This is a genomic window from Sporosarcina sp. E16_8 (genome assembly GCF_017347095.1).
Taxonomy (GTDB): domain Bacteria; phylum Bacillota; class Bacilli; order Bacillales_A; family Planococcaceae; genus Sporosarcina.
In genome coordinates this window covers 11,751-30,471 of the sequence record NZ_JADPRZ010000010.1, presented here as the reverse complement: position 1 = coordinate 30,471, position 18,721 = coordinate 11,751, and the positions used below count along the sequence as shown (strand labels likewise).

The 18,721-nt window shown below is 39.0% G+C and carries 17 protein-coding genes; 12 read left to right on the top strand and 5 right to left on the bottom strand.

Annotated features, from left to right (window positions below; translation table 11 throughout):
• Positions 1-11: 11 nt before the first annotated feature.
• From I2484_RS09520 to I2484_RS09485, 8 genes are all read left to right on the top strand, one after another.
• On the top strand, positions 12-800 hold the full coding sequence (locus tag I2484_RS09520; RefSeq protein ID WP_207150804.1) for an MBL fold metallo-hydrolase: 789 nt from the start codon (positions 12-14) through the stop codon (positions 798-800).
• A 130-nt stretch (positions 801-930) separates the two neighbouring features.
• On the top strand, positions 931-2,178 hold the full coding sequence (locus I2484_RS09515; RefSeq protein ID WP_207150803.1) for a S1C family serine protease: 1,248 nt from the start codon (positions 931-933) through the stop codon (positions 2,176-2,178).
• 168 nt (positions 2,179-2,346) lie between these two features.
• Positions 2,347-2,511 carry a CxxH/CxxC protein gene (locus I2484_RS09510; protein WP_207150802.1) on the top strand — a complete coding sequence of 55 codons (165 nt, stop codon included), beginning with the start codon at positions 2,347-2,349 and terminating at the stop codon, positions 2,509-2,511.
• Positions 2,512-2,590: 79 nt separating this feature from the next.
• Complete coding sequence (rlmH, locus tag I2484_RS09505; protein ID WP_207150801.1) at positions 2,591-3,070, top strand: 23S rRNA (pseudouridine(1915)-N(3))-methyltransferase RlmH; 480 nt, start codon at positions 2,591-2,593, stop codon at positions 3,068-3,070.
• A gap of 104 nt (positions 3,071-3,174) precedes the next feature.
• Positions 3,175-5,232 carry a GAF domain-containing sensor histidine kinase gene (locus I2484_RS09500; RefSeq protein ID WP_207150800.1) on the top strand — a complete coding sequence of 686 codons (2,058 nt, stop codon included), beginning with the start codon at positions 3,175-3,177 and terminating at the stop codon, positions 5,230-5,232.
• A 369-nt stretch (positions 5,233-5,601) separates the two neighbouring features.
• A complete protein-coding gene (locus I2484_RS09495) occupies positions 5,602-7,098 on the top strand; it encodes a malate:quinone oxidoreductase (RefSeq protein ID WP_207150799.1) in 1,497 nt (498 codons plus the stop codon).
• A gap of 162 nt (positions 7,099-7,260) precedes the next feature.
• A complete protein-coding gene (locus I2484_RS09490; RefSeq protein WP_207150798.1) occupies positions 7,261-7,641 on the top strand; it encodes a VOC family protein in 381 nt (126 codons plus the stop codon).
• A 397-nt stretch (positions 7,642-8,038) separates the two neighbouring features.
• The gene (locus tag I2484_RS09485) at positions 8,039-8,380 is read left to right on the top strand and encodes a zinc ribbon domain-containing protein YjdM (protein ID WP_207150797.1); all 342 of its coding nucleotides are present in this window, start codon (positions 8,039-8,041) and stop codon (positions 8,378-8,380) included.
• A gap of 40 nt (positions 8,381-8,420) precedes the next feature.
• Here I2484_RS09485 and I2484_RS09480 read toward each other — a convergent pair whose 3' ends face one another.
• Complete coding sequence (locus I2484_RS09480) at positions 8,421-9,611, bottom strand: coenzyme F420-0:L-glutamate ligase (RefSeq protein ID WP_207150796.1); 1,191 nt, start codon at positions 9,609-9,611, stop codon at positions 8,421-8,423.
• Between the two features lie 123 nt (positions 9,612-9,734).
• On the opposite strand from I2484_RS09480, the gene I2484_RS09475 reads away from it, so the two are divergent.
• The 3 genes from I2484_RS09475 (at position 9,735) to I2484_RS09465 (ending at position 13,357) form a co-directional block, all read left to right on the top strand.
• Positions 9,735-10,625, top strand: coding sequence for a LysR substrate-binding domain-containing protein (locus tag I2484_RS09475; protein ID WP_207150795.1), 891 nt, complete (start codon positions 9,735-9,737; stop codon positions 10,623-10,625).
• Between the two features lie 331 nt (positions 10,626-10,956).
• The gene (locus tag I2484_RS09470; protein WP_218627971.1) at positions 10,957-11,712 is read left to right on the top strand and encodes an ABC transporter ATP-binding protein; all 756 of its coding nucleotides are present in this window, start codon (positions 10,957-10,959) and stop codon (positions 11,710-11,712) included.
• Positions 11,705-13,357: a hypothetical protein gene (locus tag I2484_RS09465; RefSeq protein WP_207150793.1), complete on the top strand. Its 1,653-nt coding sequence runs from the start codon at positions 11,705-11,707 to the stop codon at positions 13,355-13,357. The genes I2484_RS09470 and I2484_RS09465 overlap by 8 nt, the downstream gene beginning before the upstream one ends.
• A gap of 118 nt (positions 13,358-13,475) precedes the next feature.
• Here I2484_RS09465 and I2484_RS09460 read toward each other — a convergent pair whose 3' ends face one another.
• Positions 13,476-14,777, bottom strand: a complete 1,302-nt coding sequence (locus I2484_RS09460) for a uracil/xanthine transporter (RefSeq protein WP_255551269.1) — start codon at positions 14,775-14,777, stop codon at positions 13,476-13,478.
• A gap of 238 nt (positions 14,778-15,015) precedes the next feature.
• On the opposite strand from I2484_RS09460, the gene I2484_RS09455 reads away from it, so the two are divergent.
• Positions 15,016-15,624, top strand: a complete 609-nt coding sequence (locus I2484_RS09455) for a class I SAM-dependent methyltransferase (protein WP_207150792.1) — start codon at positions 15,016-15,018, stop codon at positions 15,622-15,624.
• An 86-nt stretch (positions 15,625-15,710) separates the two neighbouring features.
• On the opposite strand, the gene I2484_RS09450 is transcribed toward I2484_RS09455, so the two are convergent.
• The 3 genes from I2484_RS09450 to I2484_RS09440 all read right to left on the bottom strand — a co-directional run bounded on the left by I2484_RS09450 (position 15,711) and on the right by I2484_RS09440 (position 18,611).
• Positions 15,711-16,868, bottom strand: a complete 1,158-nt coding sequence (locus I2484_RS09450; RefSeq protein WP_207150791.1) for an alpha-hydroxy-acid oxidizing protein — start codon at positions 16,866-16,868, stop codon at positions 15,711-15,713.
• Positions 16,869-16,932: 64 nt separating this feature from the next.
• Positions 16,933-17,595 (bottom strand): methionine ABC transporter permease, encoded by a 663-nt coding sequence (locus tag I2484_RS09445; protein ID WP_255485811.1) that lies wholly within the window; start codon positions 17,593-17,595, stop codon positions 16,933-16,935.
• Positions 17,592-18,611 (bottom strand): ATP-binding cassette domain-containing protein, encoded by a 1,020-nt coding sequence (locus I2484_RS09440; protein WP_207150790.1) that lies wholly within the window; start codon positions 18,609-18,611, stop codon positions 17,592-17,594. Before I2484_RS09440 ends, I2484_RS09445 begins: the two co-directional genes overlap by 4 nt.
• Positions 18,612-18,721 lie beyond the last annotated feature (110 nt).

The following is an 18,721-nucleotide window of genomic DNA, read 5'->3' as shown; positions in this document are numbered from 1 at the left end:
GGGTTTTTGCAATGCGTTTTAGTGTCCTCGCAAGCGGCAGTAGCGGCAATGCGGTATTTATAGAGAGCGGTGAACATACCTTTCTCGTGGATGCAGGGTTTAGTGCGAAGAAGATGGACAGTTTAATGGCTGGCATTGATCGTTCTATGAAAAAGATTGACGGTATTTTTGTAACACACGAGCATAGTGACCATATAAAAGGGATCGGTGTTGTAGCACGGAAATACGGGACACCAATTTATGCGAATGAAAAAACATGGCAGGCAATGGATGGTCTTGTCGGCAATATTCCGCTTGATCAGCGTTTTCAATTTGATATGGAAACGGTGAAATCATTTGGTTCACTCGATGTTCAGTCATTTGCCGTCTCGCATGATGCCGCTGATCCGATGTTTTATGTTTTCCATGAAAATGGCCGGAAACTTGCGGTCATTACAGATACAGGTTATGTGAGCGACAGGATGAAAGGGTTCATCCGCGGTGCAGATGCATTTGTCTTTGAAAGCAATCACGATGTCAGTATGTTGCAGGTAGGACGCTATCCATGGTCCGTCAAACGTAGGATTCTTAGTGATGTTGGACATGTATCCAATGAAGACGCTGCGGTTGCCATGAGCGAAGTTGTCGATCAAAAAGATACGAGAATCTATCTATCACATTTAAGTAAAGATAATAATATGAAAGACCTTGCAAGGATGAGTGTTACACAGACACTGGAAACATGCGGTATCAGGACAGGTGAATTTGTTCACCTCTATGATACAGATGCGGATCAGCCGACTGAACTTGTCACAGTATAGAGTAATGTCTCTAGCCTTACCTTCAAGGGATTGTATAAAAACCTTGCGAAAGTAAGGTTTTTTATTTTGAAACGACTGAAATAAGGGAATGTTAACTATAATGACATCATCATTAGAGAGGGAGGAGCGTATGGATGAACTCAATCAGAGTCAAGTGAAGGGAGAGCTGCAACCTTCTGCGCCTGTGCCGGAAAGTACACCACGACATAGTCAAAGGCCGCCAAAAAGAAGAGGCGGATTTATATCTGGCTTCATTGGTGTTGTAATCGGTGCATTACTTGTATGGTTCATCATGCAAGGTGAAAGTAATACAGAGGAACCGTCGCTGGTTAATGGCTCGGAGCAGAAGGCCGGCGTTATGCCAACAGAACGCATATCTCTTGATGTAAATAACGACGTTACAGACATCGTCGAGAAAGTGGCGGATTCGGTTGTTGGTGTAACGAATTTGAAGACAATTAGCGATCCGTGGTCACCCGTAGAAACGACGAGGGAAACGGGCTCTGGTTCGGGTGTTATTTATAAGAAACAAGGCGACAAAGCGTATATCATCACGAATCATCATGTTGTGGAAGGTGCACAAGAACTTGAAATTACGTTCGACGATGGTTCGAAGACAGACGGGAAAATCGTTGGTAGTGATATGTGGACTGACTTAGCCGTCATTGAAATTGACGCTAAACTAGTTAAAACAGTTATTGGTTTCGGAGACTCAGATGCTTTGAAACGCGGTGAAATGGTCATTGCGATTGGTAATCCACTTGGCCTCGGTTTTTCAGGTTCCGTAACCGTCGGTGTTGTATCCGGAAAAGATCGTTCAATACCAATTGATTTTGATGAAAATGGCACAGTAGATTGGTTCGCAGACGTCTTACAAACCGACGCAGCCATTAATCCAGGTAACTCCGGAGGCGCACTGATTAATCTTGCTGGTCAACTTATTGGCATCAATTCCATGAAAATATCGGAGGCAACGGTTGAAGGAATCGGACTTGCAATCCCCATTAATCTAGCAACACCAATTATCGATCAACTTGAAAAACAAGGTGAAGTAAACCGTCCAACAATGGGTGTTACATTGCTCGATCTTCGAAGTATACCTGCGGAGCAACAACGGAAAATGCTAAAGTTACCGGTAGATGTAACAGATGGAGTTGTCATCAACGAGATCATGAGCAATTCTTCTGCTCAACTTGCTGGTGTAAAGCAGTACGATGTCATCGTTGAAATGGATGGCGAAAAAATTGAGGATATGGTCACCTTGCGCAAACATCTGTATAATTCGAAGGAAGTAGGCGACACAATGCATATGAAAGTATATCGCGATGGTCGATTGCTCGAAATTGAAATGGTGTTAAAAGACGGTAACTCATTCTAGTAATAAGAGTTATACACAGAGTACCGTGAAAAAATTATCCACAACGGGTATAATAGCTAACAGCTAGCTATTATGCTCGTTTTTTTATTGCATTCGACCATTGTGGATAAATACAGAAATTTGTGAATAACTTTGTGTAACATAAAAAAGCTGAAAGTTGGGATAGAAATGAATACTTATAGCTGTGAAACTCATATAAACCATGCTTTAGACGTTTTTGTAGCGGAGCAGGGAAAGTTTCCGATTATGGAAGTTGTACCTGAAGAAGAAAAGTTATCCACAAAGTGTAGCTACTGTGAAGAGCCTTCGATATATGTTGTGGCGAACAAGTAGTCGGACACAAGATGTAGATAAGTGTTGTGGATATGTGTATAAGTTTTGTTTATAACAAATAAAAAAGGGTGGACAACTTGTGAATATTACAATTGTGACAGTAGGTAAATTAAAAGAGAAGTATTTGAAAATGGGCATTGATGAATTCACGAAACGATTAGGTTCGTATGCAAAAGTTAATGTAGTCGAAGTACCGGATGAAAAAGCACCTGAATCATTAAGTGATGCTGATATGGAAATTGTGAAGAAAAAAGAAGCCGAACGAATCTTGGCGAAAATCGGTTCGGATACGTATGTGATTGCACTTGCGATTGAAGGAAAGATGAAGACATCAGAAGAGCTAGCCGCGGATTTGGAGTCGTTGATGACCTACGGACGTAGTAAGGTGGCATTTGTTATCGGCGGATCACTAGGACTGCATGACAGTGTGATAAAACGTGCGGATGAATTACTGTCCTTTTCGAAAATGACATTTCCACATCAAATGATGAAGCTGATATTGTTGGAGCAGGTATATAGGGCTTTCAGGATAATGAAGAATGAGCCGTATCATAAGTAAATGAGGTTGTTTCATAGAAGTTTAAAACTATTAAATGACTGTGATTTTTTAGCCTCATGAACTTCAACTGAAATTTAAAATGCCTATGATTGGAGACCGTATGAATGTTAAGTGAACAGACAAGGTATTCAAGGCTTGCTAACATAACTAAAATAATAAATACAAAGCTAGAACTACGCGAAGTATTACAGCGGGTAACACAGGCAATATCTGAAGAGATTGTTCAATGTGACTCTGTTGGTATTTATTTGCCCCAGAAGGATGGAACATTCAGAGGGTTTGCAGGAAAGCCAGAAATCATAAATGGCATAACGCTCGATACGCAGGTAATTGATGTTGAAATAGACTTACTGGCCAAAGAAGTGATTGAAACACTAAAAACCATCTATATCCCTGATACCTCAAAGGATAATCGGGCGGATCCGAGGCCAGTTGAAGCCTTCCAAATTAAATCCCTATTGGCTCTTCCTATCGCATTTGGGCAAGAGTTATTTGGTTTAGTTTTTTTATTTGATTATGGAACCCCAATGGACTTAACTGAACAAGAGATTCAAAGTGTTGAAGCTTATGTGAATATGGCTGCAGTCGCAATTCAAAATGCGAACAATTTGTCACAAAAGGAAAGTCTTATTGCTGAAAAGCAGTTATTACTTAATGTTACACGTGATTTATCGATGTGTTCTTCTATAGAGCAAAGTCTCGATAAATGTTTTTTTTACTTAGAAAAAGTTTTAGATAGTAAAAGTATTGCTGCATATGTTCTAGATCCATTAGCAGAAACAGCAATTAGATTAAAGAAGTTAAATAAAGACTGTGAATGGACACAAGAAAATTGGATTGAGAACCTTAAAAGCATTAGAATGGACAAAAACTATGAAGCCATGATGCAAAAGGTTATTGACACAAAAAGTGTAATTTCCAGCCCAAATGTAGAAAGTAATAATCTACTTATGATTCCTTTGGTTTCAATGGGCGATGTATTAGGGGTAATAGCAGTCGCTAATTTAGATGGAAAAGCTCAAAATTACGCTGAATCTCAAATTCAACTCGCAAAATCTATAGTTGACGCCACAGCCCCTACGTTTTCAAACTTATTATATATGGACCGACTTGAAAACATGGTAGAAGAGCGAACAAGCGAACTAGCCGCCGCTAATAACAAAGTTACAAGTGTTATTGAAAGTATTACGGATGGATTTTTTGCTTTGAACAAGGACTGGGAATTTATATATTTAAATAAACATCAATATTTACCACAAAAGAAATCAGCAGCAGATGTATCAGGAAAGAATATATGGGAGATCTTCCCGAACAATGTGGGTACAGTCATGTATAAAGAATTTCATCGTGCAATGTCAGAGCGAGTATCAGTACATTTCGAATACCTTTCAATCTATGATGACTATTGGTACGAAGTAGTCGCTTACCCATATGACGAGGGTATCTGCTGTCTTTTAAAAAACATAACGGAAAAGAAGAAATATCAGCAGGAATTAAAAAGGTTATCAAATTTAGATTTAATAGGGCAAATGGCGGCAGGTATAAGCCATGAAATTAGAAATCCAATGACAACGGTACGAGGATTCTTGCAGTTATTAAAAGAAGAGGATGAATTAGATAAACATAATGGTTACTTTAATTTAATGATTGAAGAACTTGACCGTGCCAATTCTATTATTACTGAATTTCTTTCAATGGGTAATACAAGGACCTCTGATTTAGAGATGTTAGATTTGAATTTAATTATTCATGATATTACTCCTTTAATCAAAATAGATACACTTAATCAAAATAAGTTTATTCAATTTGATACAAAAAACATTCCAAAGTTACTTTTAAATCGCAATGAGATACGGCAATTATTAATAAACCTCTACCGTAATGGCATAGAAGCAATGAGCACGGGGAAAGTTCTATCCATCAGTACCTATATGGAAAATGAAAATTGCGTGGTTCTTGCGGTGCGTGATCAAGGAGAAGGTATCAGGCCTGAAATAGTAGAGAAATTAGGTACCCCATTCTACACAACAAAAGATAATGGTACTGGCTTGGGATTAGGCGTATGTTATGCTATTGTTGCACGCCACAATGCGAGGATTGAGATTCAAACAGGGCCAGAAGGAACAACCTTTTTTGTTAAATTTGACACCTCTATATGTTGAAATAAGCACCCTGTTAAAATTAAATAAAAATCTACTTTAGAATACTCGCGGTATACAATACGACAGGTAAAGATGAAAATTATAAGGTAGCGGCCCACTGGTAACAGCAAATCAAAGCTTTATCTCTTCAGCAGTTGTGTTAAGGTCACGAATTTTTGGTGTTGCTGTGGAATAACTACTTTTCGCCATTCTTTTAAATAAACTACAACTACTATATAATAGAAGTTATTCCGATCCATAAATAATTGTAATACATTATAAGGTTGTTATAATTGAGACAGAAAAGGTATGTCACTAGGTCACTCTTTAGTTTGCTATAAAGCGCGCCTACATCCTTTCTGCGAATATGAAGGTATGAGGATGGTAAAAATGAGCAACCAAGAAACTAAAACAGACGTTATCTTAATTGGTGCCGGAGTTATGAGTGCGACTTTGGGGACAATGCTGAAAGAATTAGTACCGGAATGGAACATTAAAGTCTTTGAGAAGCTCGCAAATGCGGGGGAGGAAAGCTCCAACGAATGGAATAATGCGGGAACAGGGCATGCGGCACTGTGTGAACTGAACTACACAAGTGAAAAAGCGGACGGATCTGTGGATATTAGCAAAGCTATCAAGATTAACGAACAGTTTCAGCTTTCAATGCAGTTTTGGTCTTATCTTGTAAACAATGGGCTGATCAATAACCCAGAGGACTTTATCATGCCTTTACCCCATATGAGTATGGTACAGGGGGAACAAAATGTAGCGTTTTTAAAGAAACGTTTTGAAGCGATGTCAAACAACCCACTGTTCAAAGGGATGGAGTTTTCCGATGCCCCGGAAAAATTGATGGAATGGATTCCGCTTATTATGCAAGGTCGTCCATCGAATGAAGCGATAGCAGCAACAAAGATTGACACTGGCACGGACGTCAACTTCGGTGCTTTAACTCGCATGTTATTTGACCACTTACAGACTAAAAATGTCGATATCAACTACAAACGTAGTGTTGATGCTATAAAACGTACGAACGATGGCTCATGGGAACTAAAAGTGAAGAATGTAGATAGCGGTAGCATCGAACGTCATACTGCAAAGTTTGTCTTTATCGGAGGCGGGGGCGGAAGCCTGCATTTACTGCAAAAAACCGGTATTCCTGAAGGAAAACATATTGGCGGATTCCCGGTGAGTGGAATCTTCATGGTGTGTAATAACCCGGATGTTATAGCGCAGCATAATGCAAAAGTATACGGTAAAGCGCAAGTTGGTGCTCCACCGATGTCTGTTCCGCATCTTGACACAAGATTTATCGACAATAAAAAGTCGTTGCTATTTGGTCCGTTTGCCGGTTTCTCACCCAAGTTCTTGAAAACGGGTTCAATGTTCGATTTGGTAACTTCAGTAAAACCGAATAATGTTTTGACTATGTTAGCGGCAGGCGCAAAAGAAATGTCATTGACAAAGTACCTAATCCAGCAACTTATGTTATCGAAAGAACAGCGCATGAAAGAGTTACGAGAGTTTATCCCGAACGCCAAAATCGAAGAGTGGGATTTTGTAGTAGCGGGCCAACGTGTGCAAGTTATCAAGGATACTGAGGCAGGTGGTAAAGGAACACTTCAATTCGGCACGGAAGTTATTACTGCTGCAGATGGATCGATTGCAGCATTGCTCGGTGCATCTCCAGGTGCATCTACTGCGGTTCATGTCATGTTTGAGGTAATAAAAAAATGCTTCCCACAACATATAGAAGAGTGGGAACCAAAACTTAAAGAAATGGTACCTTCATATGGCATGTCACTAATGGAACATCCAGAGCTTTTAGACGAAATGCATACGTCAACAGCACAGACGCTTGGTCTAAGCAAAAACTTGCCGGACTAAAGCTGGTTTTTTTTGATGTAGAAAAAGTAGTGAAAAACTATAATATAGACCCTTTGATCTGTTTTTTGGATTGAAGGTTCTTTTATTAAGACCCTTAGTTAGATGGTCTCGCAGACCTGTGTCGTAAGTACACACAAAAACTATAAGTAGGGAGAGGAAGATATGATTACCAAAATTGGTCAAATTATGCTATATGTCAATAACCAAGACGAGGCAGTGAAATTTTGGACGGAAAAAGCAGGATTTAGCGTCATTTCAGAAGAAGATAATGGCCAAGGAATGAGATGGATTGAAATCGCACCAACTAAGGATGCGGAAACAACTATCATACTTCACAATAAGGAACTCATTGCTAAAATGCAGCCGGAATTAAATCTTCAAACACCTTCATTACTGCTTTTCTCAAATAATCTTGATGAATTATACAAAGACTTTAAGGAAAAACAGATTACAGTTGGAGACATGGTAACAATGCCTTCTGGCAGAGTGTTTAACTTTGCGGATAGTGAAGAAAATTACTTTGCGGTTTTGGAGAAAAAGTAAGTTTCTACCTATATATAGGTTGAAATAAAGAATTCCATTGAATCCGCTTCGGCGCTCGGGGATGCCTCCCGCGGGGGCGGGCACAGGAAATAATAGAATCGCTTATTGGTATTAACTGTATAATTTATGCGGAGTACGCATAAATTATACAAACCGAACTCTTCGTTGTTCGGTTGGCTACCCCTTTTAAGGCGCCTACGCTCAGTTTGTACACCGTATTCAATACTTCACCTTATATAGTAAAGGAACAAGCACAAAAGCGACTAAGAGAATCCTTTTTAGTCGTTTTTGTGTTGAGAGAATGGCCTAAATATTTAAAGAGGGACTTCAGGAAGGTTTGTCAATACGAGAAGACTATGAGAGGATATAAGCATATAACGAATGGAGGAAATGAATTATGCCTAATTTACCGAACTGCCCGAAATGTAATTCTGAATATACATATGAAGATGCAAATTTATTTGTGTGCCCTGAATGTGCCCATGAATGGTCTTTAGGAGCAGAAGCTGAAAAAGTTGAAGAGCAGAAGGTTTACAAAGATTCAAATGGAAATGTCTTAAATGATGGCGATTCTGTAACAGTCATCAAAGACCTTAAGGTAAAAGGAAGTTCGTTAGTCGTTAAAAAAGGTACGAAAGTAAAAGGGATACGGTTAATTGACGAGGACCATGATATTGATTGTAAAATTGATGGTATTGGTGCAATGAAATTAAAAACAGAATTTGTTAAAAAGCTTTAAATAAAAAAAAGCTAGGCTCAGCGCCTAGCTTTTTTTATTTTTATTTTGTAAAGTTGTCGAAATAGCCTTGTATGAAGACGATAGGTGTACCTTTATCTCCACTTCCTGATGTTAAATCGGATAGAGAACCAATAAGATCAGTAAGCCTTCTAGGTGTTGTACCTTGTGATTCCATCGATCCTACAAGGTCCTCGTCTTTATCGGTAATGAATTGTGATATAGCTTGTCTCAGTTCTTCGCCTCTTAAATCGGCAAAGTTATTGTCAGCAAGATATTTTAATTTTATTTCATTAGGTGTACCATCAAGTCCTGATGTGTAAGCTGGTGATACGACTGGATCCGCAAGTTCCCATATCTTACCGACCGGATCTTTAAAAGCTCCATCTCCGTAAATCATGACTTCAATATCTTTTCCAGTCTTTTCTTTGAGCATATGCTGTATGTTATCAACGACAGGTTGGCAATTACGTGGGAAAAGTTTAACGTCATCTTCTGTTGATTTGTTCGACCCAAGCAACCCATAATCTTCATTATAACCACTGCCGTCAATAGATTCAGCTAATATGTCATCTAGGCTATAAACGGTAATTCCACCATTTGCTTTTAATATTTTTTTCGTTCTAAATCTTGTGTGTATATCACAAGTAAGAACATGTTTTGTGTAATCTAAAATCGTTTTTGGACTGTTTGAGAATATAACTTCACATTCAATACCGTATTCCTCAACTAATGATTTATAGTAATCAATATAATCAATACCAGTAAAGGCATGTTTATTATAGCCAAAATGACCGCGGAATTGTTCTTCTGTTAAAACGTCTGTCCAAGGATTAATTCCTTTTTCATCAAGCATGTCCAAATCCACTAGGTGGTTACCGACTTCATCAGATGGATAGCTAAGCATTAAAACAATTTTTTTAACGCCTTTTGCAATACCGCGAAGGCAGATTGCAAAACGATTACGACTTAAGATAGGGAATATTACCCCGACAGTTTCTTCTCCAAACTTTGAACTAACGTCTTTAGCAATATGATCAATCGTTGCATAATTCCCTTGAGCCCGAGCAACAATGGATTCTGTTATCGAAACAATATCTTTATCATTAAATGCAAAGCCTTCAACTTCGGAAGCTTTTAACACACTTTCTACAACTATATCCTCAATATTATCTCCACGGTTTATTATCGGGCAACGGAGACCCCTTGCAACTGTTCCAACTATTCTTCCCAATGGAATCGCTCCTTATTATTACAAAGTATATTTACATTATCTAACGGTCTACCTGTACTATACAACTTATTAGTGGTATAAGTAAAATTAATATAACGAATGGTTGGTATAAGGAGTGCTTATGTGGTTAGTAAATTAGATTTATATAAAATTTTTTGTAAGGTAGGCAAAAGTGAGAGTTTTTCCAAGGCAGCAAAAGATCTTTATATGACGCAGCCGGCCGTTAGCCAGGCAATAATGCAGTTGGAAAGGGAATTAGATACACGCCTTTTTTATAGAACTCCAAAAGGGGTATCCTTAACAAATGAAGGCAGTCTTCTATTTGAATATGCAAATTCGGCTATTAATTTAATTCATGCGGGAGAAGAAAAGATTTTAGAATTTAAAAACTTAACGATGGGAGAATTAAAAATAGGTGTTGGAGATACAATTTCTAGGTATTTTTTACTTCCTTATTTAGAAGCTTTCCACACTAGATATCCGAATATCAAATTTACTATCGTGAATGGTACAACAGTGGAACTCTGTTCGATTTTAAAATCAGGAGGGGTAGATATTGCTGTTTGTAACTTCCCGATTGATGATCCTACATTAGAACTGAGGCCATGTTTTGATATCCAGGACACGTTTGTTTATGGGGAAAGGTTTAAGAAAATATTAGCTAAACCCTTAAGCCTACATGAATTAGTAAAGCTCCCATTAATATTTCTTGAATCGAAATCAAACTCGAGAAAGTATGTAGAGGATTATATGATTTCTAAAGGTATAAAGATTTCGCCGGAATTTGAATTAGGCTCACATGACTTATTATTGGAGTTTGCTAAAATAAATTTAGGGATAGCATGTGTGACAAAAGAATTTTCCCAAGAGTATTTAAATAAAGGACTATTATATGAAGTACAATTAATTGAAGAAATACCAACGAGAAGTATAGGCGTGTGCTTTTTAAAAAGTGTACCACTATCACGAGCATCAAAAAAATTTGTTGAGATTATAGAAAATATACAGGTGTGAATTTTCTCCACTTTATTGAAGTTGAAATGTCCAACAGCATGTTGCCCTTTGGATAGCGAGCAATGGAAAACGTGATATAATTTTCCTCCTATGATATGAGGATACCCCATCATTCAATACTTTACCCGCGGTGTTTGACATATAAGAAAGATAAAAAGCAGGCAGTTTCTCGAACCTTATTGGTTTATTGAAACTCCCTGGTTTTTGGGTTAAATAGGAAGACTTTCACAAATAATTGTGGCTAAGTGTTAGAATAATAGCATAATTATGTTCAAGGGGTGAGTGAGTGGGAACTACTAATGAAAAGATATTGTCCCTCAGAAATGTAACGATGGATTATGGTGGAAAACGTGTGCTAAATGGTGTGAATTTGGAAGTATCCAAAGGGCAAATTATCGGCTATATCGGCCCTAATGGTGCGGGAAAGAGTACAACAGTTAAAATCATGCTAGGCTTAATTGATAATTACCGAGGTGAAGTTGAAATTTTTGGTCAGGATATTGCTTCGGGCGACCCATCGTACAAACGAAAAATTGGCTATGTTCCGGAAAATGCGGAGGCGTATGATAATTTGACGGCGAGTGAGTATCTGATATTTACTGCCGAGCTTTACGGAATGAACCGAGCTCATGCAGAAGATAAAGCGACGAAATTAATGAAGGAATTTGAATTAGGAGACGTTATTCATACGAGACTTTCCTCGTTTTCAAAAGGAATGAAGCAAAAGGTCCTCATTATTTCGAGTTTACTTCATGATCCCGACTTATTATTTTTAGATGAACCGTTAAGCGGGTTGGATGCAAACAGTATGATGGTCATCCAGGAGATTTTGTTGCAACTCGCAGCACAAGGAAAAACAATTTTTTATTCTTCACATATCATGGATCTCGTTGAGAAGATTAGCAATCGGATTGTTTTGCTTGTTAAAGGTGAGATTGTTGCAGATGGGAGTTTTAAGGAGTTACAAGAAATGAGTGAAGAAGGGACTCTTGCGGAGATTTTCAATCAATTGACTGGGTTTACCGAACATAAAAACAGAGCAGAAAAGTTTGTTTCAATTGTTCAAGAGGAACAGGCGCATGCGTAACTTTCAATCATTGAGATTCCTCGCTTTATTCAAAAAAATGTTTTTAAAGTTTGGTATCGATTATGAAGCAATGCAAAAAATCTTACGCGTTAAATTGACGATGGATGAAAGAAGAGTACCAACAATTTTTAATGATTCGAGAAAAAAGAAGGACGGTAATCAGTTTCTAAAATCTCTTTGGATCTACGGATTATACGGGCTTATGCTAATCCCATTTATAGTGCTGGGAGACAGTTATATCTTTCAAATGAGCATTGTCTTTGGCATGATTATGTTTATTTTAATGACATCGATGATTTCTGACTTTTCGTCTGTATTGCTCGATGTGAGGGACAAAAATATTTTACAAACGAAACCGATTAGAGGGAAGACAATTAGTGCGGCTAAAATTGTCCATGTCATGATTTATATGTCTTTCATTACAGGCGCATTTGTCACAATTCCGCTTCTCGTCAGCCTTTTTAGACACGGCATTGTTTTTATGTTTATATTTCTAGCAGAGCTATTGTTAGTCATGCTTTTTGTCGTTGTTGTAACTTCGCTACTGTACTTGTTTGTCTTACGATTTTTTGATGGTGAGAGACTAAAGGACATCATTAACTACGTGCAAATTCTTTTGTCAATTGGTGTAGTCATTGGCTATCAACTGCTAATTCGATCCTTTGGGTTCGTTGATTTAGATATTACGTATACATTTAGCTGGTGGCACCTTTTTATACCACCGATTTGGTATGGTGCACCGTTTGAATTATTGCTAGCGCATAATGTGACCAATTACACGATTATTTTTACGATTCTTGCTGTCTGTATTCCAGTTCTTGCGATTTATTGTTATGCCCGGCTGATGCCTTCTTTTGAACGAAATTTAGAAAAGTTAATGAGCGATACTAGAAAAAGAAAAAAGAAAGGAAATAGACTGGATGAGATGTGGGCAAGAATTACTTGCCGGCGCAATGAGGAGAGAGTATTTTTTCGTTTTGCCGCGCTTATGATGAAGCAAGAAAGGGAATTCAAGCTAAAAGTGTATCCTGCGCTCGGCATGTCGCTTGTTTTTCCGTTCGTTTTCATCTTCAGTGAATTACGGGAGCGAACGTTTGCGGATATTTCAACGGGGAATATGTTTTTATTCATTTACTTTTGCAATTTGATGATTCCAAATATTGTACATATGCTGAAGTTTTCGGGAAGTTATAAAGGCAGTTGGCTTTTCAAGGCAACGCCGATCCAGCAGATGTCCACTGCTTATAGTGGGACATTAAAAGCATTTTTGGTGAAGTTATATGTGCCTATTCTTTTAGTACTAAGTGTCGTGTTTACATGGATTTTCACAGTGAGAATACTACCTGACTTAGTCGCGGTTTTATTAGCTGGAATTGGTCAAACGCTCGTTACGTATAAGCTTATTAACGACGAGGAGTATCCTTTTTCCAAGTCATTTGAATTTACCCAAGATGCAGGAGGGGCTAAAATGCTACTGCTAAGTTTGGTTACCGGTGTGTTTGTAGTGGGTCATCTCATTGCCACCCCATTCAACTATGGTATTTATGTCTATATCGTTCTCCTTCTTGCAGTGGTTCTCATAGGTTGGCGAATGGTTTTTCCGTCAAAAGGTAGTATAGGGTTTGCGCGGGGAAGTGGGAGCTAAGCTATCATGCCATAAATAAAACTAAATACAATTGCAATCGAAAAAGCACATGATGACAGAGAAGAAAACTTTTGAAATCATGTGCTTTTTCGTCGGGTGAATTCATTCACGGTTTTAATCATTGCCTTTGTTGAAATCTAGGACCGAGATAATGCAAAAACTCCATAAAGAGTGCAGCCAAAAGCCCCATTAGCATGCCATTCGAAAGGATGGGGCGTATAAGCTGTGGAATTGTTGTGAAGGCCGTTGCAGGCAATGTCATAATCGCTAACCCTAATAGCGCAGGCAATGCAATGCGATAGACGCTTGTGGGTTCAAATGTCAGCCCTTCGATGTTTCGAATTGCTGAACGGAACAACTGTAAATAAGCAACGAACAGTACTGTGTTCCCAACGCTATGCGGAATTGTTGAGAAAAAGGCACTTAATTGCGGAACCAACCCCAAGAGGATGAATAACATGGACCCTACAAAAAATGGTGCTCTTTCACGAATCCCAGTTGACTGCAAAAATCCTAATGATGAAGCGTATGGTGCATAGGGAATCAATCCTAGTACGCCAGAAGATGCCGATAACAAACCAGTTAGTAAGAAGGAGGCACGGTATTGCTTAGGAGTTGTCTCCTTGTCAAAAATATCTTCTGCACCTTTTAGTGTAGCAATTGTATTTGTGGTGTTTAATAATCCTGCAATGACGACTGTGATGACAATGCCCCACTCAAAAGCGGGTTGCCCCCAAGGAAACCAGGTAAGGAAAGGGGGCGTTTTAATTGTCTCTGTTACTTCTACTGGAAACAGCAATGTGGCGGCAATCCACCCGACTGTCATTCCGATGAGTAAATTCAAGCTACTGATAATTCCTTTCCCTTTTACATGGATAAGGATTGTTAGTGCGGCGAGAGTAAATGAAAAACAGGCGACTTTTACATCTATAGAATCTCCTACATTGAGGCCAATCATTCCTTTTAGAAAAATAGTGATGAGCTGATTAGCAAGTAATAGAAGAAAAACAAACATTACTACTGGTGTAAACCATTTTTTTAAAACTTCTCCCATACCCAAAATGCCGAAAATCGCAACGAGAAGGCCAGAAATTATAATCCCAACTGCTATGCTGCCGCCGATAGTAGTCAGTTCAAGATTCATCGTACTGGCCATAGCAGCTAAGCTTAAAATGACGCCCCACCACAGCCCGGATTGCCCCTCCATTACTGGCAATCGATGCCCAATTAGTCCTTGCAACAGACAGGCTATTCCTGTAAAAATGAAGGAGCGTTGGATAGCAGATACAATTTCAATGGATTCCAACTGAAAAGCACTGCCAACCGAAATAGGAATGACGACCGTATTGGCAAACATAAAGAAGAGCCATTGAAATCCTGCTAGTAATGTCACAGACGTCTGTAATGATTTTGTTTCCAATGAATCCGTTCCTTTCTGTTCTACTTTTATTTATCGGTAATTAGATATATGGAGGATTATACCATACTAGTCGCCCTCAATAAGTGGATAATTCAATTTATTAAAAATGCTAAGATATGATGGTAAAATAAAGCCTGCGAAATACATACACGAAAAAACTGGAATCTGTTTTAAAAATGTCCAGGTTTTTTTCTGTCGTTAAGATACAATGGGTATAAACAAGTTGGGAGGAATGGCTATGTATGATAAAGAATGCGATCGGTTATTGCGCATTAAAACCATAGGAGTGCGGGAATGGCTGCATCAGTCCTCCCATTATAACCGCTACGAAGCGACACCCTATAAGGCATTGGATGAATTTTTCGAGGTCTATGAATTAAAGAAAACCGACAGAATAGTGGATTTTGGGTGTGGCAAAGGCAGGCTGCCATTTTATATAAATAATCGATGTGGTGTTTCGGTTACAGGGATAGAAATGAGTGGGCAATTGTATCAGGAGGCGCTTGAAAACCAAGAAAGTTATATGCAAAAGGTCAGACGATCAAGTGCGACCATCCGTTTTGAATGCTGTCTGGCAGAGGAATATGATGTGGAGACGGAGGATAACCGGTTTTATTTCTTCAATCCATTTTCAATCCAGATTTTTATGACGGTCATTGCTAATATTCTGCGGTCAGTGGAACGGTACAAACGGCCTGTGGATATCATCCTTTATTATCCGACGAGTGATTATATTGAGTTTCTTGAAACGAGTACCCCTTTTGAACTGATAAAGGGAGTGAAGGTATCAAGCATGCATGAAAAAGACCCTAACGAACTTTTTTTGGTGTACCGATTTGGAGATTAATCCGACGAAAAGTAAAGTCACGTTCCAGGCAGAACGTGGCTTTACTTTTCCCTTATCGATGAAGAAATGGGTAGTATCTCGTTATCTTAAAAAACCTTGGGTGAGTTCGTAATTAGTAAGTCGCGAAGATCTTTTAGATCAGTAACACCCGATAGTGAAATGGAAACTTTCATTTCTTGTAGAATATTCTCCAATACTTTTTCAACGCCTTTTTGTCCGCCTACCGCTAGACCGTACACGAAAGGTCTACCGATTAAAACTGCATCAGCACCTAGTGCAAGTGCTTTGACGACATCTATGCCCCGTCGGACTCCGCTATCTAATAGTACAGGAACTTTGCCACCTACCGCCTCTACGATTGCCGGTAGAGCCTCAATACTAGCAATTACCCCATCAAGTTGACGCCCCCCATGGTTTGAAACGATAATTCCATCAATGCCGTTTTCAATTGCGAGTTTTGCGTCTTCCGGATGTAAAATCCCTTTTAAGAGGATTGGCAATGAAGTTCTTTTCTTTAACTCCGCGACTTGTGCCCAACTTAGTGTAGGGTGGTAAACGTTATCCAGTATCCCTTGAATGATAGAGTCAAAATCAGTAGTTGGAATGGAGGACAAAAACACCGGATCTGTTTCATAGTTTGCTTTGCCAAAGCCTTGCTTTAAAGGGGAATATTGATTGCGTACGTCCTCTTCACGCCAGCCCAACATTACTGTATCAATTGTTAATACAATAGCCTCAAAACCCGCTTCCTCGGCCCTTTTGACCATGCTATAACCAATTTCATCATTGGTACTTGACCAATAAAGCTGAAACCATTTCGGACTGTCGCTAGTAGCTTCTGCAACCTCTTCTATTGAATAACCAGATACCGTGCTTTGAATGAAAGGAATGCCTAGTGCAGCTGCTGCTTTAGCGGTAGCAATCTCGCCATCTTCATGTGCGATTTTTTGCATGCCCACAGGTGCAATTAGCAAAGGATAAGGATATGTATGGCTGAATAATTTTACAGATGTATCTAATGTAGAAACATCATTTAGAAATCGAGGGACAATGGAAAACTTTGAAAAAGAAGAGACGTTTTTTCGAAGTGTTTCTTCGCCACTCGCCCCAGATTGGATATATCCAAATGCGCCAGCGGACATCTTTTCTTTAGCGGCCGCTTCCAATTCATCGAATGAAATTGGAAATGATTCAGTAGGGTTAATATTTTGTAAGAGTAAGTCGTTGTTTCTAGTTGACGTCAAGTGGATTCATACCCTTCGTAAGGAATTTTGTTTTCTTTTTGTAAAAAACACATAGATCCTTGAATTAATCCTTTTTCAGACGTGTAGCAAGCCTGTTACCGAGCGATTGGATACTTTGAACAAGGATGATAAGAATAAAGATGGTTACGTACATTACATCAACTTCGTATCTCAAATGGCCATAGCGATAAGCTAAATCACCAAGACCTCCGGCGCCGACGAGACCTGCCATTGCGGTTGCACCGACTAAACTAACGGTAGCAATTGTTAACCCCAAAATGATGGATGGGCGGGCTTCTCGCAGCATTACATTCCAAATGATGTGTCTTGTTTTAATGCCCATCGCCGTATACGCTTCTACTACTCCATTTTCGACTTCCAATAATGCCGTTTCCATTAGGCGGGCAATGTATGGAGAAGTATAGATTACGAGGGGGACGATGACGCCTTGCACCCCAATTGTCGTGCCTACAATCAGTTTCGTGAAAGGCAAGATGAAAAATAATAAAATAATAAATGGAACGGACCTGACAATGTTAACGACTAAATTTAATAGATGGTTTAACCATTTATTATCTAGTGCTTGTCCGGGTCTTGAAAGCACCAATAAAATCCCTAAAGGAATCCCGATAATAATAGAAAACAAAAGCGATATCCCAACCATTTGAAAAGTTTCGACAGTCGCTTGTTGGAATTGAGGCAACCACTTCTCGATAAACTCGCTCAATTTTCATCCCTCAATTCTTCTGTGCCGACACCTTGTTCTTGTAAGAAACGCAAAGTACTTTCGACATCGCTTTTTTCGCCGATAATATGAACGACTAAATTCCCAATCACGCCATTTTTTAGTTCGATGATATTCGCAGCCAATATATTCGGCTTCACGTTAAACTTTTGACTTACCTCAGCAAGTAACGGTTTTCCTGTAACCAAGCCAGTAAAGGTTAGCCTTATAACCGAACCGGACAAATTCAATTGCGAAATCAAAGTTGCAGATAAGTTACGTTGGGAAATGGTGTTTAAAAACTTTTTCGTCGTTTGGTGACGTGGATTTGTGAATAGCCCGATCGTTGTGCCGTGTTCCACAATACTTCCACCTTCGAGTACGTAAACGTAATCACAAATCTTTTGTATCACGTTCATTTCATGTGTGATGAGTAAAATTGTAATGCCAAACTCTTCATTTATTTTTAATAGTAAGTCGAGGATGGAATCCGTCGTCTCGGGATCAAGTGCACTTGTCGCTTCGTCGCTAAGCAATATTTCTGGCTCTTGTGCCAATGCTCTGGCAATCGCAACACGCTGTTTTTGGCCACCAGACAATTGAGAAGGATAATGATGATGCTTATCCTGTAAACCAACAATTGCTAAATACTTTTCTGTACGTGCTTTTACTTCTTCTTTATTGACCCCGAGAAGTTTTAACGGAATGGCAATGTTGTCGTAAACGGTTGCCGTTTTCAACAAGTTGAAGCCTTGAAAAATCATCCCTATTTTTTGGCGTGTAGCGCCTAACTTATTAGGGGAGAGCGTGGTTATTTCTTCACCGTTTATGACTATTTTTCCGCTCGTTGGCCGTTCAAGTAAGTTCACACATCGGATTAAGGTGCTTTTTCCAGCACCACTGTAACCGATGACACCGTGAATCTCGCCTTTTTTAACATGAATGTTGGCATTGTCGACGGCTTTCACCTCTTTGCTCTTTACCGTAAATACTTTCGAAACATTTTCCAATCTAATCACGTATGTCACACCTTTCGAGAAAGAGAGGCGCATAAGCATAAAAAAAATGCAAGCGTCCTCTCCTTACTTTCTCACTATTTATTTTGAAATAAAGAAACAGGTATATTCAG

What these genes read in the sequence shown, in the direction of transcription:
- I2484_RS09520 (WP_207150804.1), top strand. Translation starts at nt 12, where the DNA reads ATGCGTTTTAGTGTCCTCGCAAGCGGCAGTAGCGGCAATGCGGTATTT.
- I2484_RS09515 (WP_207150803.1), top strand. Translation starts at nt 931, where the DNA reads ATGGATGAACTCAATCAGAGTCAAGTGAAGGGAGAGCTGCAACCTTCT.
- I2484_RS09510 (WP_207150802.1), top strand. Translation starts at nt 2,347, where the DNA reads ATGAATACTTATAGCTGTGAAACTCATATAAACCATGCTTTAGACGTT.
- I2484_RS09500 (WP_207150800.1), top strand. Translation starts at nt 3,175, where the DNA reads ATGTTAAGTGAACAGACAAGGTATTCAAGGCTTGCTAACATAACTAAA.
- I2484_RS09495 (WP_207150799.1), top strand. Translation starts at nt 5,602, where the DNA reads ATGAGCAACCAAGAAACTAAAACAGACGTTATCTTAATTGGTGCCGGA.
- I2484_RS09490 (WP_207150798.1), top strand. Translation starts at nt 7,261, where the DNA reads ATGATTACCAAAATTGGTCAAATTATGCTATATGTCAATAACCAAGAC.
- I2484_RS09485 (WP_207150797.1), top strand. Translation starts at nt 8,039, where the DNA reads ATGCCTAATTTACCGAACTGCCCGAAATGTAATTCTGAATATACATAT.
- I2484_RS09470 (WP_218627971.1), top strand. Translation starts at nt 10,957, where the DNA reads ATGGATTATGGTGGAAAACGTGTGCTAAATGGTGTGAATTTGGAAGTA.
- I2484_RS09465 (WP_207150793.1), top strand. Translation starts at nt 11,705, where the DNA reads ATGCGTAACTTTCAATCATTGAGATTCCTCGCTTTATTCAAAAAAATG.
- I2484_RS09455 (WP_207150792.1), top strand. Translation starts at nt 15,016, where the DNA reads ATGTATGATAAAGAATGCGATCGGTTATTGCGCATTAAAACCATAGGA.